At 40.4% G+C, this 15,019-nt stretch carries 14 protein-coding genes and 2 pseudogenes; 10 read left to right on the top strand and 6 right to left on the bottom strand.

Features of this window, described 5'->3' with window-relative positions; all coding sequences use genetic code 11:
• Positions 1–1,224, top strand: a pseudogene (locus tag MAE_RS26375) (TIGR03032 family protein); the annotation flags it as partial.
• Between the two features lie 131 nt (positions 1,225–1,355).
• A pseudogene (locus MAE_RS26370) lies at positions 1,356–3,242 on the top strand (tetratricopeptide repeat protein); the annotation flags it as partial.
• A gap of 108 nt (positions 3,243–3,350) precedes the next feature.
• Here MAE_RS26370 and MAE_RS26365 read toward each other — a convergent pair.
• Positions 3,351–4,244 carry a glutaminase gene (locus MAE_RS26365; protein WP_012268204.1) on the bottom strand — a complete coding sequence of 298 codons (894 nt, stop codon included), beginning with the start codon at positions 4,242–4,244 and terminating at the stop codon, positions 3,351–3,353.
• 11 nt (positions 4,245–4,255) lie between these two features.
• On the opposite strand from MAE_RS26365, the gene glp reads away from it, so the two are divergent.
• The gene (glp, locus tag MAE_RS26360) at positions 4,256–5,482 is read left to right on the top strand and encodes a molybdopterin molybdotransferase MoeA (RefSeq protein WP_012268203.1); all 1,227 of its coding nucleotides are present in this window, start codon (positions 4,256–4,258) and stop codon (positions 5,480–5,482) included.
• Between the two features lie 105 nt (positions 5,483–5,587).
• Entirely contained in the window at positions 5,588–5,830 is a 243-nt protein-coding gene (locus MAE_RS33885; protein WP_162467771.1) for a hypothetical protein, read from the top strand.
• Here MAE_RS33885 and MAE_RS26350 read toward each other — a convergent pair whose 3' ends face one another.
• Together MAE_RS26350 and MAE_RS35955 are read right to left on the bottom strand one after the other, a co-directional pair.
• A complete protein-coding gene (locus MAE_RS26350; RefSeq protein WP_012268201.1) occupies positions 5,831–7,471 on the bottom strand; it encodes an MBL fold metallo-hydrolase in 1,641 nt (546 codons plus the stop codon).
• A 24-nt stretch (positions 7,472–7,495) separates the two neighbouring features.
• Positions 7,496–7,618 (bottom strand): hypothetical protein, encoded by a 123-nt coding sequence (locus tag MAE_RS35955; protein WP_002737208.1) that lies wholly within the window; start codon positions 7,616–7,618, stop codon positions 7,496–7,498.
• 651 nt (positions 7,619–8,269) lie between these two features.
• Here MAE_RS35955 and MAE_RS35950 point away from each other — a divergent pair.
• Positions 8,270–8,404 carry a hypothetical protein gene (locus tag MAE_RS35950; RefSeq protein ID WP_269453953.1) on the top strand — a complete coding sequence of 45 codons (135 nt, stop codon included), beginning with the start codon at positions 8,270–8,272 and terminating at the stop codon, positions 8,402–8,404.
• A gap of 70 nt (positions 8,405–8,474) precedes the next feature.
• Positions 8,475–9,047, top strand: a complete 573-nt coding sequence (locus tag MAE_RS26340; RefSeq protein ID WP_012268199.1) for a hypothetical protein — start codon at positions 8,475–8,477, stop codon at positions 9,045–9,047.
• Here MAE_RS26340 and MAE_RS26335 read toward each other — a convergent pair.
• Positions 8,964–10,178: an ISL3 family transposase gene (locus MAE_RS26335; RefSeq protein ID WP_012268198.1), complete on the bottom strand. Its 1,215-nt coding sequence runs from the start codon at positions 10,176–10,178 to the stop codon at positions 8,964–8,966. The genes MAE_RS26340 and MAE_RS26335 overlap by 84 nt on opposite strands.
• 113 nt (positions 10,179–10,291) lie before the next feature.
• Between MAE_RS26335 and MAE_RS26330 the strand changes: the two genes are divergently transcribed.
• Positions 10,292–10,564 (top strand): hypothetical protein, encoded by a 273-nt coding sequence (locus MAE_RS26330; RefSeq protein WP_012268197.1) that lies wholly within the window; start codon positions 10,292–10,294, stop codon positions 10,562–10,564.
• Between the two features lie 2 nt (positions 10,565–10,566).
• Positions 10,567–12,021 carry a restriction endonuclease subunit M gene (locus tag MAE_RS26325; RefSeq protein ID WP_012268196.1) on the top strand — a complete coding sequence of 485 codons (1,455 nt, stop codon included), beginning with the start codon at positions 10,567–10,569 and terminating at the stop codon, positions 12,019–12,021.
• 186 nt (positions 12,022–12,207) lie between these two features.
• Here MAE_RS26325 and MAE_RS26320 read toward each other — a convergent pair whose 3' ends face one another.
• Complete coding sequence (locus MAE_RS26320; protein WP_012268195.1) at positions 12,208–12,396, bottom strand: hypothetical protein; 189 nt, start codon at positions 12,394–12,396, stop codon at positions 12,208–12,210.
• A gap of 83 nt (positions 12,397–12,479) precedes the next feature.
• On the opposite strand from MAE_RS26320, the gene MAE_RS34275 reads away from it, so the two are divergent.
• Entirely contained in the window at positions 12,480–12,626 is a 147-nt protein-coding gene (locus tag MAE_RS34275) for a hypothetical protein (protein WP_002756797.1), read from the top strand.
• A 57-nt stretch (positions 12,627–12,683) separates the two neighbouring features.
• The gene (cysK, locus tag MAE_RS26315; protein ID WP_012268194.1) at positions 12,684–13,643 is read left to right on the top strand and encodes a cysteine synthase A; all 960 of its coding nucleotides are present in this window, start codon (positions 12,684–12,686) and stop codon (positions 13,641–13,643) included.
• A 219-nt stretch (positions 13,644–13,862) separates the two neighbouring features.
• On the opposite strand, the gene MAE_RS26310 is transcribed toward cysK, so the two are convergent.
• Positions 13,863–14,579, bottom strand: coding sequence for a hypothetical protein (locus MAE_RS26310; RefSeq protein WP_041804440.1), 717 nt, complete (start codon positions 14,577–14,579; stop codon positions 13,863–13,865).
• Positions 14,580–15,019: the final 440 nt, after the last annotated feature.

The following is a 15,019-nucleotide window of genomic DNA, read 5'->3' as shown; positions in this document are numbered from 1 at the left end:
ATTTGTTTAAGTCCCACTAATCAATCTATCCCCGTAGAGATAATTGCTTCCCGTAATTTCATTGATTGGTTAGAGTCTCAGCAGATTAGTCTGGCTTTTACTACCTATCAAAGTTCTCGACTGATGTTTTTAGGAGTTAACCCCCACAGGGGGATGTCGGGATTTGAGCGGATATTTGACCGCGCCATGGGTTTATATACTACCCCAGAAAGGATTTATCTTAGTTCCCGCTATCAAATCTGGCAACTAGATAATGTGCTATCATCCGAACAGCTTTATAATGGTTACGATAAACTTTATATCCCCCGCATTAGTTATACTACTGGGGATTTAGATATTCACGATTTGGCAATAGAAAATCTCTCTGAAAGAATTATATTTATCAGTACGATGTTAAATTGTCTGGCGACAGTCAGCGATCGCCATAGTTGTATTCCCCTATGGAAACCGTCGTTTATTTCCGCTTTAGTCAATGAAGATCGTTGTCATCTCAATGGTTTAGCTTTGGTAGATGGGAAGGCGCGTTATGTTACCGCTTGTAGTCAATCAGATGTGGTGGATGGGTGGAGAGACAGAAGACAAACTGGCGGTTGTGTCATTGATATTCAGTCTAATGAAGTAATTGCTACTGGTTTATCTATGCCTCATTCTCCCCGATTTTATCAGGGTAAGTTATGGTTATTAAATGCGGGTACGGGTTACTTTGGTTATATTGATCAAAATAAGGGCATTTTTGAGCCTGTTACTTTTTGTCCTGGTTTTCTGCGCGGTTTAGCATTTGTCAGAAATTATGCCATTGTTGGATTATCTAAAAGTCGTGGGGGAGATAAGACTTTTTCGGGGTTAATCTTAGATGATAATTTAATGGCTAAAGAAGCAGAGCCTCGCTGTGGTCTGCTAATTATTGACTTGAAAACAGGTGAAGTTGTTCACTGGATACGCTTAGAAGGTGAAGTGACTGAACTTTATGATATACAAGTCTTAGAAGGAGTTAAACGTCCCCAAGCTTTAGGATTTCAAAATGATGACATCAGTAAAATTATTACTCTTGATCCTATTTCTCCTTTAGTTGGAGGAAATATAGCAAATAATCAGCCTGATACTTCCCCAGCAGATACCCTTTATCGGCAAGCATACACCTTGCAAAAACAGCTTAAGCTTGAAGAAGCGATCGCTCTCTATCAACAATTAATTAATCAATCTCCCCAATATGCAGCCGCTTGGCATCAGTTGGGAGCATCTCATTTATGCAAGTGAGTAATTATACTTATCCATAAAACTGGTTTCTAGCAAGGCTTTCAAAATAGCTTGACATAAAAACCTGATTTAGGGGTTACAAAGGTGAGATGCTCCCGCATCAGTTGGGGGTAATCATGGATAGTTTAGGACAAATTGATCAAGCTATTTTGGCTTACAAGCAAGCTTTATTGATTAATCCTAATTATGCAGAAGCTCACAATAATTTAGGAATAATAGCAGTTAGCAAGGGAGATTTAGACGAGGCGATTATTTGCTTTAACCAAGCTATTCGTAGCAATCAAAACTATGCTTTTGCTGAGAATAATTTAGGTTTAGTCTTACAAATGCAGGATAAGTTAGGGGATGCTGTGGTCAATTTTCAAGAAGCAATCAGGAAAAACCCTAATTATCCAGAGGCACACTTTAATTTAGGAAATGTGTTACAACTACAGGGAAAAACTGAAGAAGCGATCGCTTATTTCCAAACAGCAATTAAGCTTAACCCTAAATACATTAAAGCTTACAATAGTTTAGCTTTAGCGTTAGGAAGACAGGACAAAGTAGAAGCAGCTATGAGCGTATTTAAGCAAGCTTTAGCCATTCAACCTAATTCCCCAGAGGCTTTTGCTTGCTTATTTTCTATGAAGGAAATGACTTGTAATTGGGACACAAGAGAAGCTGATTTAATTCAACTTTGGCAATTAACAGAAAAACAGTTACAAGAGAGAAAAACTACCGCAGTAACTCCCTTTGATAGCTTATATAAACCTTGGTCTGCTACTCAACAGTTAAAAGTAGCTTCTAACTATGCTCAAGAAATTAAAAGACAATTAGCATTGATTACTAAACCCCTCAACTTTAACCATTCCCGCACCCGATCTGGACGATTAAAAATAGGTTATTTATGCCATGATTTTCGTAATCATCCCACCAGTCATTTGATGCAAAGTGTCTTTGGTTTACATGATCGCAATAACTTTGAAATAATTGCCTATTCCTATGGTCCTGATGATGGTAGTGAATATCGTCGTCGCATTGCTAATGATTGCGATCGCTTTTATGATATTGCTACTTTATCAATTACGGAATCTGCACAACGGATTTTTCATGATGGGGTGCATATTTTAGTGGATTTGATGGGATATATTGATAAAGCGCGGACGCAAATATTGGCTTTAAAACCGGCACCGATTCAAGTTAATTATTTGGTTTATCCGGGGACAATGGGAGCAGATTTTATCGACTATATTATTGGTGATGCCATAGTTACACCACCAGAATCTGCTGATGATTTTACTGAAAAATTGGTAATTTTACCGGATAGTTATCAGGCTAATGATTATCAACAAATTATATCATCTAAACCTGTTACTCGTTCCCATTATGGTCTTCCTGAATCGGGTTTTGTCTTTTGTTGTTTCAACCATACCTATAAAATTGAGCCGCAAATATTCACTGTATGGATGCAAATTTTGGCTAATGTTCCAGGTAGTGTGTTATGGTTATTTTCGAGAGTAGCAGAAGCGGAAGCAAATCTACGTCGGGAAGCACAAGCGCGAGGAATTGAGGGCGATCGCTTAATTTTTGCCCATCTCCAACCTAAGTCGGAACATTTGGCGCGACATCAACTAGCTGATTTATTTCTTGATACTTTATACTATAATGCTCATACGACTGGGAGTGATGCTTTATGGGCAGGTTTACCGATTATAACTTGTCCAGGTGCAACTTTTCCTTCCCGTGTTGGTGCTAGTTTACTGACAGCTATTGGCCTACCTGAATTAATTACTAAGAATTTAGAGGAGTATAAAAATTTAGCGATTAATTTAGCAAAATCTCCTGATAAATTGCAGGAAATTAAACAGAAACTAGCCCAAAATCGTCTGACTTATCCGTTATTTGATACCCTTCTTTTTACCCGCAATTTAGAAAAAGCTTATCGGACAATGTGGGATATTTATGCTGCGGGAAAATCACCAGAGATGATCAGGATAGCCAATTGATCACTGGAATTATCAGGGTAAGCGCATCTTAACAATCCTTGACAAAATGAACTTTATGTGAGTTGCTTACCCAGGGGGTTGGGTTTCATGCTTCAACCCAACCTACGTTCATCTTATATTTAATTCCATCCACCTACTTATATATGTTAGTAAATTAAGTCCTAAAATTGAATTACCTTGCTCATTTAACAGAGGACTATAACAAGCGATCGCTCCCTGTTTCGGTACAATTGATAATAGGGCCCCACTAACTCCCGATTTAGTGGGAAAACCCACCTCAAGGGCGAATTGTTGGGAAGCTTCGTAGAGTCCACAATTAGTCATAATTTCTAGAATAATTTCGGCAAAAGAAGAAGCTAAAATCAACTTACCTAAATTAGCAAGATCGGCAATTTTTCCAGATAAACAACAGATTCGATTGTAGGTTTCTAGGGCTAAATAACGATGACTGATATAACCATTTTTTTCTAATTCTAAGCTTAAAGCTTGATTGTGTGCATTAGGATAGGAGTGAACAGAATCAAGCACAGAGTGATCGAGAAATAATTGACAATTACCCATTTCATTTAACCATAAAAGCAAATTTTCACAGCGAGATTCTGGCGTTTCTCCTGCTAATAAGTCTGTCAAGGCGATCGCACCACTATTAATCATAGGATTACGGGGAAAACCGCAATCCTCTTGCAGTTGAGTTAAGGAATTAAAAGGATAACTAGAAGCTTGTTTTCCCACGCGACGAAAAACAGCATCTTCCCCCAAATGAGTTAAAAGATATAATAACAAAAAAGGTTTAATCACACTCATCAAAGGAAAAGTTACAGTTTCATCTCCCCAAGACAAAATCTCCCCCTCAAGACAGTGAATCTGGAGAGCGAAAACCTCGGGATTAACTTGGTTCAAAACCGGTATATAATAGGCAGTCTGACCCTTCCTATCCGATAAATGCACTTCCCCGACCCAAGCTTGTATATCTTCCACCCTTAATCTAGCTAATCGGTTCATTTGTTTAATCCATGTACTCAGTCAAAGAAGCAGAATCTATAATTTTAACTCAAATTCAACCCCGACAAGAAACAGAAAAAGTTTCTCTAGAGGCAGCTTTTGGGCGCATTTTAGCCGAAGATATCAGCAGTGATTTAGACTTTCCCTACTGGGATAATTCTGCTATGGATGGCTATGCTGTCCGCTACGAAGATGTCAAAGACACTAATCCAGAAAATCCCGTTACTTTAAAGATTATCGCCGAAATTCCCGCCGGCAAAGTCCCCGAAAAAATTATTCAACCAGGAGAAACAGCCCGGATTTTTACCGGAGCGATGTTACCCGCCGGCAGTGATACGATTATTATGCAGGAAAATACTCAAAAACAAGGGGAGCGAGTGGCGATTCTTATCCCTCCCGAAAAAATAGGTCTTTTCGTGCGTCAACGTGGCACATTCTATCGAGCGGGAAATACCTTATTAAAAGCTGGTATTGCCCTTAATTCCCCAGAAATAGCGGTTTTAGCCACGGCACAAGCTACCGAATTAACAGTGTTTTCCCGTCCCCAAGTGGCAATTTTCTCCACGGGAGATGAATTAATTAATCCCGATGAAACCCTCCAAAAAGGTCAAATTATTGACTCGAATCGCTACGCTTTAACCGCATTTGTCGCCAGTTTAGGGGCAATTCCCAGACCTTTAGGTATAATCAAAGATAATCCCGATCTTCTCAGAGAAACTATCAGAAAAGCCATTAATTCTAGTGCCATCGTCCTTTCCACCGGCGGTGTTTCCGTAGGAGATTACGATTATATCGAGGGAATTTTAGGGGAATTAGGGGGAAAAATTCTGATTGGCAGCGTTGCTATTCAACCGGGTAAACCCCTAACCTTTGCTACTTTTCCTAACGGTTGTATTTACTTTGGTATCCCCGGTAATCCCGTCTCTGCTTTAGTTTCCTGTTGGCGCTTCGTGCAAATGGCCATTAAAAAATTATCGGGATTGACAGAATATCAGAACAAATTTCTGCGAGTTGTCACCCGCGATACTCTCCAATCTAATGGACAAAGAGAAGTTTATCTCTGGGGAAAAATAGAAATTATCGAGGGAGTTTATCAATTTCAACTTGCTTCTGGACAACACAATTCGGCTAATTTAATTAATTTAGCGGGTACTAATGCTTTAGCCATAATTCCCCAGGGTAAAACTACTATACAAGCGGGAGAAACAGTAGAAGTTATGACTGGACTTCCCCTTTGAGAGCCAGTTTCAGATTTTGGCAAGGGTTCTTTTTTTGACTTGATCTCCTTCTCGGTAAGAATCAGGTCGAAGGACAGCAGCAGGGGAATTACGGTTAGGAACTTTTTGCCGCAGACCCTAATTAGGGTTTGCGGCAAAAAGCTTTTCCTGGGGACAGGGTGTGGGGTGTGGGGTGTGGGGTGTGGGGTGTGGGGTTTTATCGATTTTCAGGTGGTCAACTACCTAATTTTCTGGGAAAAAGTCCAGGAATTTTCCCCCCGATCCCCGCAATGGCTGGCACTTTTTGAGGGGAAAAAAGTCCAAAAGTCTTATCCAACAAGGTTTTTAGATTTATTCAGCAGACCCTAATTATATATTGGCCTCAAAAACGGGACAATAGCCTTCGGGAACCACTTTAAAACCGTAGAGGGGAGAAGCGGGATTCCAACAGCGCTGACTTTTGTAGTGGACACAGACACGACAGCAATCCATCTCCTCTAAAGCTTTGGTGATGCGATTGGGACTCTCGCTTAATAATTCCCGTTGGGAGACTCCCCGCAATAATAATTCTTCCCCTTGCCAGCGCGCTTCCACCAGTCCCGTATCGGCGAAATTACTCCACCGGGGATCCCGGGTGATCGGCTCTGGTAAGGTGATAGTGACGGTCGAATCCGATTCATTTAATTCTCCCTCATAGTGGCTGGGGGCCGGGGGTGTCGGTTGCATAAAGCGATCGCCAATAGGCAATTCCACCAGAGTTCCCACGGCCGGGGAATGGAGTTGATAACGGCTTTGTAATTCTTCTAAACTGGTCAAATCCGCTAGATATAGGGGCGAGCCATGGACGAACATGATATGCTGTGGTCGCAGGTTATGGATCAGTTGGGTGGTGTTGCGACTATCGCTATGTTCGGCCAGTAGATAGGTTTCTTGGCTAATTAATTGCGAACGCTGTGTCGCTTTTAATCGGGGATTCTCCAGGTTGATATCGTGCAGGTGTTGGGGAGCTAACATTAACCAAGGTTTATCCCCTTGCAGATATTTACTCACCTCCTCTAGGCGATCGATTAGTAAAATTATCGGAGTGGTTCCCCCTAGAGGTGTCGGTTTTTCTGGCAACCTTCGCAACCGGGGACAGATGCGCTCATCCCAAAATAAGGGCTGATGTTTGGCAAAATTTTGCACAGATGCGGGAAATTGTGGTAAAATTTCCAGGTAGGCATCGCAAGCTTTAGCGATCTTGCCCCCAACCCAGATATCAATGTCGCGGCCTGTGAATTGGTGGTGCGACCGCAGTAATTTTAAAATTTCCTGACCCAATCCCAAAGCGGGGACGGGTAGTAAGACATTTTGCCCCTCAGCGATCGCATGATAGATGCGATTCATCAACTGTTTTTCCTGCTGTCGTCGGTGGGGATGGCGCTCTGTGCCGTAACTGCCTTCAATAATCAGCACATCGGGGGATACTCCCCGCAGCAGATCGATCGATAATCCTTCCACCAGTTGAAAATTAGACAGGGAAAAATCGCCGGTATAGAGGACCTTATAGGTGCGTTTGGGGGTTTTGTAGGTGAAGAGGACCACGGCAGCCCCAGGGAGGTGGCCAGCTGGAAAAATCTCGACGGTGAGATCATCAAAGAGAGCGATCGGCGATCGCCATGGCCAACCCTGACAGAAACTACCGATTTCCTCGGCAGAATCGGGCCATTGTAGGGGCAGCAGTTGTACTGTCACCTCACTGGCATAAACTGGCAATTGGGGATAGGTCTGATGGAGAGCCATTAACCCACGGATGTGATCGCTGTGGGCATGACTACAGAACACCAGATCCACGGGTGGTTTTTTGTTTTGGGTGAGGGGTTGCATATCGGCCAAACCGCAATCTAAAAGTAGGCGATAGGGACCGATTGTCAGGAGGAGACAAACCCCTTCTGACGCGTGACCGACACCAAAAGGTAAACAGGATAAAAGGGATTTTGACCCCCAGACGGCAGTAGAGCGTTGAACCATGGCAACCCTGATTATGATGACTGGTTAGTGAGCGGAACCGTTGCCATCGTAGTTATCGCTATCGTAAAAACCGTTGCGGGTGCCGAAAAAGAGACAAGAGACGGTGAATACGGCCGTCAATGCCAACAAGATTAATTTGATGTCCATATAATTAGTGCAACTCCTCAGAGGGTATCTCCCCTCATACTAACCCAACTTTTTCGGTTGTTAGCAGCTAGGTTTCGGGTTTGACCTTGGGCACTCACCCTCTTTCCCCCACCATCGCCCGGTCTATGTTAATAATTAACGAAGGCAGGAAGCGGAGGGCAGGAGTCCGTTTTTGTAACGGGGATTTATACTCCGCTCCAAAAACTTTTCGCCAACCAGGAGCGAGGTTTTAGACCTGTCCATTAGTCACATCTTTCTTAACATTTCAAACCTTTGTAGCACAGGGCTTTCAAGACTCGGTTAACAATCTGTAATATTCCTTGTTGACACCCTTAATGACAAAGAAAAAACTGAAATCAAGTCAGGATAAGGGTTAGAGTCCTTACTGACCAAATTGTTAAGAAAGATCTCTATAAGGGATAGGTTTTAGACAAGGGTTGTGCGCGATAATTTTAGTTAATTTAAAAGTCTTGAGCAAAGCTAATCCCAAGTCACAGGACTACTTTTCTCGATCTCATATTAAGAAAAAACTATGAGCGATAATATTTTGTCTCAAGCTTCACAGCGATGTATGGCTCTTCGGTTTGTGTTATGCAATGGACGGGAGTTATAAGGGATGTAAACCTTATATAGAAAGGCATTTAGCGATTTTTGTCAATTGTTTTTGATCTAGAGCGAACTAATCAATTAAGTCTCTTACCAGATAAGGATTTAGTCGATTTATGCCCCCCTATCGAACCATACCAAGTAACGAAGAACCCGATGTATTACATAGATGGCAGTTGACTTATAATTAAGAAAGCTTGCTAATTTTGTCAGATAGAAAAAACGAGGAGATTAATTAATTTAGCTATATATGTCAAGATTAACCCAAGAATCTTTAGGTAATGAGGCGGCTATATTTTCAGCTTTAGAGTCTCAACATCAAGAAGCTTCGCTCTACGGTGTTACAGATGGTAAAGCGATCGGAACCTACTTAGAACAAAAGTTTAAACTATATCTAAAAGAAAAATATGATTTTGTTGAGGGTAATGCAGCCAGTGGTATCGATTTTCCTGAGTTGCTGGTTGATATAAAAGTAACCAGTACTAAACAACCACAATCATCTTGTCCTTTTAAATCCGCAAGACAAAAGATTTTTGGCTTAGGATATTCCTTAATTATTTTTGTTTATGAAAAGTTAGATAATAGTCTCAATCGCACTGCCAATTTAAGAATGATCACGACAATTTTTGTATCGGCTGAAAGAACAGCTGATTTCCAGATGACTCGTGGTATCCGCAACATCTTAAACAATCAGGGTAACAAAGATGATTTAAGGCTCTTCGTTACCCTTTATGCTAAATCAACAGACAAGATGCCAAGACAACATACTTCTAACCCAAAAATTCCGAAAGTTTCTAAAGCCATAGCTTCTCCGTTTTATTAGTTTAAGTTTATTGTTGATTCCCTCGACCACCCCATTAGTTGTCCTTCGCTCGAAATAACTAATGATTTCTCCAAACCAGTTTCGGATTGTTTGACAACTCTTGGTAAAAACACTGGAGGATTTTGCCAACCAGTCCGAGATGGATAGCAGTCCTTCTGTCGGATTCTCTGAGGTTTCATAAATCTTTCTAAATTCTTCCTTTAACTCGTGCATCTTTTTCAAATTTGGGAAATTTTCTTTGATAGCTTCTAGTTTGATTTTTTGGGTTTCCGTTAAATCTTTTTCATTTTTTAACAAGCTATATTTACTTCGCTTTAAAACTTCTAGCTTCGCTTCTTTTTCCGCTTTCTGTTTTTTATTTCTCTGCGCTTCTACGGCTCTTTTTTCTGCTTTTCTTTGTTCGTCTAACTCTTGATTAATTTGTTTCATTACATGGAATCTATCGGCGACTACCTCGGCCGATGGCATCAATTCTTTCACCAAATTTTTATAGGGCAACCAAAGGTCTATGCTGACTTCTTCAATTTGCTCTAACACCTCTTTTCCCCACCCTGTAAGCGTTTCCCTCAATTCTTCTTGTGTTCGCTTCTCTAGAATAGCTATTAGTTTTCCCGTATCTAAATTTACTAAAACCGCACAGTAATTTTTTTGTCCTTTGACTAGAGCGATTTCGTCAATTCCTAGTCTTTTTAATTTCGATAGGTCTGTCTCTGTAATTTCTTCAGCTATGTCCTCTATCATTCTTTGAATCTCTTCTTCCGTTACGTCATTTCTTCGACTAACATTTAAAATATCTCCTTCTTTTAATTGTTCGAGTATATTCTCGGCTAGTCTTTTCGTATAGGTTCGTTTCTTGGCGACAAAATCTAACTCTTCGCTAAAGGGTTTCTGACAATTACCGCACTTAAATTGACGACGATTAACTTGTAGGTACACTGGTTGACCTGAGAGCGGTAAATCTTTGACTAAATGTCGATGATTTTGGTGAAGTTTATCGCTCTCTAACCCACAACGAGGACAGGCTGCTTTTTTATTTTTCGATTCGATTTGGAAAACTATACCGATATTTTCTAGGTGTCGATAGCCTTGAATACAGGTTCCTTGTAGGTTCAAAAATTTGTCAAGTATCATAAGTAAAATAATCTCGTTTTTGGCTATTATATCAAATCTTAACTCGATTGTCTATCTTTTGGTATTAATCTATTTGTGCCTTAAGTCCTTTCCTGTATGAATTTCAGCTACTTTTGAGCGTAGTTGCTCTCATCGAATTTTATTTTAAGTTAATTATTTGCATAACAATTCCCGAAGAGCCTGATTTAATTGCCTTTATGTTAGATAAAAACTTACCCGTTGATGAAATGGAAGCAGCCAATATAGCCGATGAAATTCTTGCTAATCCTCCAGTACAAGGATTTTTAACCATTTCCAACGCCTTACAGTGGAGACTACAATATACTAGAGTAATTGATCTTGCTGGTCAAGAAGAAGGATTAATCGCTATTTATAGAGAGAATTAGTAATGTCAGTTTCTCCAGTTAAAGTTGAATACGGCGACTTTCAAACTCCTTTAGAGTTAGCCGAAAAGATTTGCCAAAAGTTATCACAAATAAATGTTAATCCCAAGGTAATTATTGAGCCAACTTGTGGTACAGGAAACTTTTTAAAATCGGCAGCAGTTACCTTCAAACAAACTGAAAAAATTCTTGGCTTTGAAATTAATCCTAATTATGTTGCACAGATAGCCCAAGATGAGCAATTATGCCAAGATACAAGAATACAAGTTCATCAAAATAATTTTTTTGACTGTGATTGGAATGCTCTAACTCAAGCATGGAAAGAGAATATTTTATTCTTGGGGAATCTACCTTGGATAACAAACTCAAAACAGGGATTGATTAATGGTAGCAATTTACCGCAAAAAAGTAACTCTCAAGGTTATCATGGTTTAGATGCTATCACAGGAAAAAGTAACTTTGATATTTCAGAATGGATGTTAATTAAATTGATTGAATGTCTTAATCATCGTTCAGCTTATCTGGCAATTATCTGCAAAACAGCCGTTTCTAGAAAAATTTTGAACTATATTTATACTCAGAAAATTAATCTCACCTATTCGGCAATTTATCCGATAAACACTCAAAAATATTTTCAAGCTAATGTAGATGCTTGTCTCCTATTTTGTCAATTTGATTCTCAATCAGAAAATTACTTTTGTGATGTTTTCAAGAGTTTTGAGGAAAGGGAGTTTCAGCGTATTGGTTATCAAAATGATATTCTAGTCAGAGATTTAAATACTTTTATCAGACTAGAGAAGTTATATCATCGGCATCCTCTAGTAGAAAAATGGCGTTCAGGTATTAAACATGATTGCTCAAAAGTCATGGAATTGCAGTTAGTTAATGGAATTTTTGTCAATGGTTTAAAGGAAATCGTTGATATTGAAACCACCTATCTTTATCCTCTCCTTAAAGGTTCAGATGTGGCACAAAATCGCCTAGAAATTATCAATAAATACGTTTTAGTAACTCAGAAGTTTATTGGTGAATCTACAGAAAATATGCGAGATATAGCGCCAAAAACTTGGCAGTATCTAGTTAATCATGTAGATTACTTTGGGAATAGAAAAAGCAAAATCTATCAAAATCAACCAGATTTTTCTATATTCGGCGTTGGTTCTTACACCTTCTCTCCTTTTAAAATTGCCATTTCTGGACTTTATAAGAAACTGAATTTTCAACTTATATCACCCTATCAAAATCAACCAGTTATTTTCGATGATACTGTTTACTTCTTAAGCTTTGATGATTTAGATACTGCTCAGAAAACACTACAGCTTCTCAATTCTTCCCTAGCGATGGAATTTTATTCATCTCTGATATTCTGGGATGAAAAAAGACCAATAAAAACCCGTATTTTAAATAGTTTGAATTTATCAGAATTAGGGTGTATTACTAACGCTAACGCAGCTAAGTAACGCATCTCACAGGATATTTTATGATAATTTTTTCATCTCCTCGATAATTGTCCTTGTCTCGACGCTAACGGTACACCCACGGGTTAATATAGCGTTTCCCAATCTCATGAGGTACACCAAAATCTTAACTCCTGACTCCTGACTCCTCAAAACCTAAGACTCTGTACCTCACAACTATGGGAATTGCTATAAGTCAACCACTTGCTCTTTATACTTTACAAAATGATAGGTATTAAATTTCTGAGCGATGGTTTTATCTTTGGATTCCTTTTCTTTATATTGATCTTTATACATTATCATAACTACTCTAGAATATCCGCCCTTAATTTCTATGTGTTGTTCTTTCAATAGGGCTAGATTAGATTTAATAGTCATGACCGTAATTCTGACTTTAGTAAACTATCCATAATTATTTTAGTACAAGTATAAGCTTTTGGAAAAAAGCAATCTTATCGGTCATGGTAGTTTTGCCTGTCTCTGGGAATCAACTCGGACCGACTGAAGAAACAAAGGAAAATGGAAATTTTGCCGATCTAGGGCTGGCCTTTGCTATAAGTGAGCTATATAGCGCCTCCTTGGCTAGTGAGGAAATTCTCAAACGCTAAAGCTGAGAGCTCACCGCTATAACTAAGCACACGAATCACCCAGACTGAGAAAATATCATGCGTATCGCTCACGATGTCACCGAATTGGTTGGCCGCACACCTTTAGTACAATTGAATCGGATTCCCCAAGCGGAGGGCTGTCTTGGCCGAATTGTGATGAAATTAGAAGGGATGAATCCCGCTGCTTCCGTCAAAGACCGCATTGGCACTCACATGATTAATAGCGCCGAAAAAGCGGGTTTAATCAATCCAGAAACCACGGTTTTAGTGGAACCCACTTCTGGCAATACGGGAATTGCTCTAGCGATGACTGCGGCAGCTAAGGGTTATCGCTTAATTTTAACTATGCCGGAAACGATGAGTTTAGAGCGCCGGGCGATGTTAAAAGCCTACGGTGCTACCCTAGAACTTACCCCCGGTTCCCAAGGTATGAAAGGGGCAATTTTACGCGCTCAACAAATCGTCGATAGTATCCCCGACGCTTATATGTTGCAACAATTTCGCAACCCTTCTAACCCGGAAATTCACCGTCTCACCACTGCTGAGGAAATTTGGCAAGATACGGAGGGACAGGTAGATTTTATTGTTGCGGGTGTGGGTACTGGCGGCACGATTACGGGAGTCGCTGAAGTAATTAAATCCCGTAAACCTAGTTTTCAAGTAGTCGCGGTGGAACCTTTCAATAGTCCAGTGATTTCTGGTGGTAATCCCGGTCCCCATAAAATTCAAGGTATCGGTGCAGGTTTTATTCCAGAAGTTTTACGCACAGATCTGATTGATGAGGTAATTACTGTCAGTGATGAGGAAGCTTTTCAATTTGGTCGTCGTCTGGCAAAAGAGGAAGGGTTGCTTTCGGGGATTTCTTCCGGTGCCAATCTTTGCGCGGCGATTCAACTAGCCCAACGACCGGAAAATGAGGGTAAATTAATTGTGGTGATTCAGCCTAGTTTCGGGGAACGTTATCTGAGTACACTTATGTTCCAAAATATCGAGGAGCGCGAGTTAACTTTGGTGTAAAAAAATATCGTCTTCAGCCTCTACAGTGAGCCTTTAGCTTTAACTATAGCAGTTATCTTAAATGGTGGCCTAGGATTCAGGTGCAGGTCGTCGGTCGTCAGTATTCTCCGAGTCAGGAGCCGGTCGTTAGGAGACAGGTTTTAGGTTTTGGGGTTTTGGGGTTTTAGTTCAATTTCCCCACTTCCCCACTTCCCTATACTTTTTAAACAGGATTTAGTATTAATCGTATTTTAGGAGGGATTTTCTCACCTGTAGAGGTATTTGTAAAGGTTGCGGTTTGATTGCTTCTTTGCTGGCAAAATTATCGAGTAAAGCCGATCGCACTTGTGCATCGGTTTCTCGCGAGAGAAGATAACGGAAGTATTCTTGGCATTGTTCTCGACGACTGGGGGAAAGTTGCATTTCACTTAAACGTCGGACTGCCATTAAGCGCATTAAGGGATCATTGACTGTTAATTTTTCTAACCAGCGATCGAAGTTTTTTGACTCATTTTGACCGCGATGGTCGAGAAAATGCCATCCTAGCAGGATTAAAGTCAAAACCGTGCCAAATCCTTGCAAAATTGAGGCCAGGGCCAACCAGCGATTTTCGGCATAGGTCCAAATGGCGACAGCGAGATAGGTGGCTAAACTGCCCAAACCGCCACAGACTACCGCTAAAGTTAACTTACCGCTATCGGCGCTGAAAAAAGCACGCCCCCACAGCCACAGCGATGGCCAGTTTTGACCCTGGAGATGGTAAACTCCAATCATCGCCCCCACTCCGGTTAAAGTGGCCAAAACTAACTGCCAATTCCACGCCCAGAGGATCAAAAAACTAGCACAAGCTGCCGCCCATGTCAAGAATTGACGGGTTTTTTTTGCGGCGAGAGTTTTCATGACTCGACGCTGCAGAGCGGGGGAAAAATAGGGAGGAAGGCGGAATACTGAAGACACGGGAAGTTTTTCACTGAGGGTTTGATGATCACTATAGCCTGTTCTCAGGCAGACAGATCATTTTTCTTAGTAAAAATCCTTGTAGGAAAAGAGCGCAGTGCTAGGGTGGGCTAAAATTGCGATCGAGAATCAGCTAAAGTTCAGGTTGGCGGGCTTAGGTGTTAAGATGGTTTTCAATCAAACTCAACTTTTTTTATTAATAAATAGCTCAACAATATTCTGTAAACTTATATACATAAATCTAAAGAAATATGTTAATTTGCAATCCTTAGGGCAGTAAATTCTGATAGACGATCTAGAGTAGTGAGTATAAGTACCGCACCTAATTTTACCTAGTCAAGCTGGCTATCTAACTCATCTATATCACTTCCGAACAGAGTTAGAACTTCCTTTGTCTCGGTTGAGTCTTGCAGTACTTTTACCTCAAGGAAAATCTCAAT

It is taken from the genome of Microcystis aeruginosa NIES-843 (genome assembly GCF_000010625.1).
Classification (GTDB): domain Bacteria; phylum Cyanobacteriota; class Cyanobacteriia; order Cyanobacteriales; family Microcystaceae; genus Microcystis; species Microcystis aeruginosa.
The sequence above is the reverse complement of the archived record's forward strand: the minus strand, read 5'-3'. Positions and strand labels throughout refer to the sequence as shown.

Coding starts and splice junctions, on each gene's coding strand:
- MAE_RS34275 (WP_002756797.1), top strand. CDS start 12,480: ATGGTAGTTTTGCCTGTCTCTGGGAATCAACTCGGACCGACTGAAGAA.
- MAE_RS26350 (WP_012268201.1), bottom strand. CDS start 7,471: ATGGTTCAACGCTCTACTGCCGTCTGGGGGTCAAAATCCCTTTTATCC.
- cysK (WP_012268194.1), top strand. CDS start 12,684: ATGCGTATCGCTCACGATGTCACCGAATTGGTTGGCCGCACACCTTTA.
- MAE_RS26365 (WP_012268204.1), bottom strand. CDS start 4,244: ATGAACCGATTAGCTAGATTAAGGGTGGAAGATATACAAGCTTGGGTC.
- MAE_RS26340 (WP_012268199.1), top strand. CDS start 8,475: ATGTCAAGATTAACCCAAGAATCTTTAGGTAATGAGGCGGCTATATTT.
- MAE_RS26320 (WP_012268195.1), bottom strand. CDS start 12,396: ATGACTATTAAATCTAATCTAGCCCTATTGAAAGAACAACACATAGAA.
- MAE_RS26325 (WP_012268196.1), top strand. CDS start 10,567: ATGTCAGTTTCTCCAGTTAAAGTTGAATACGGCGACTTTCAAACTCCT.
- MAE_RS26335 (WP_012268198.1), bottom strand. CDS start 10,178: ATGATACTTGACAAATTTTTGAACCTACAAGGAACCTGTATTCAAGGC.
- MAE_RS35955 (WP_002737208.1), bottom strand. CDS start 7,618: ATGGACATCAAATTAATCTTGTTGGCATTGACGGCCGTATTCACCGTC.
- glp (WP_012268203.1), top strand. CDS start 4,256: ATGTACTCAGTCAAAGAAGCAGAATCTATAATTTTAACTCAAATTCAA.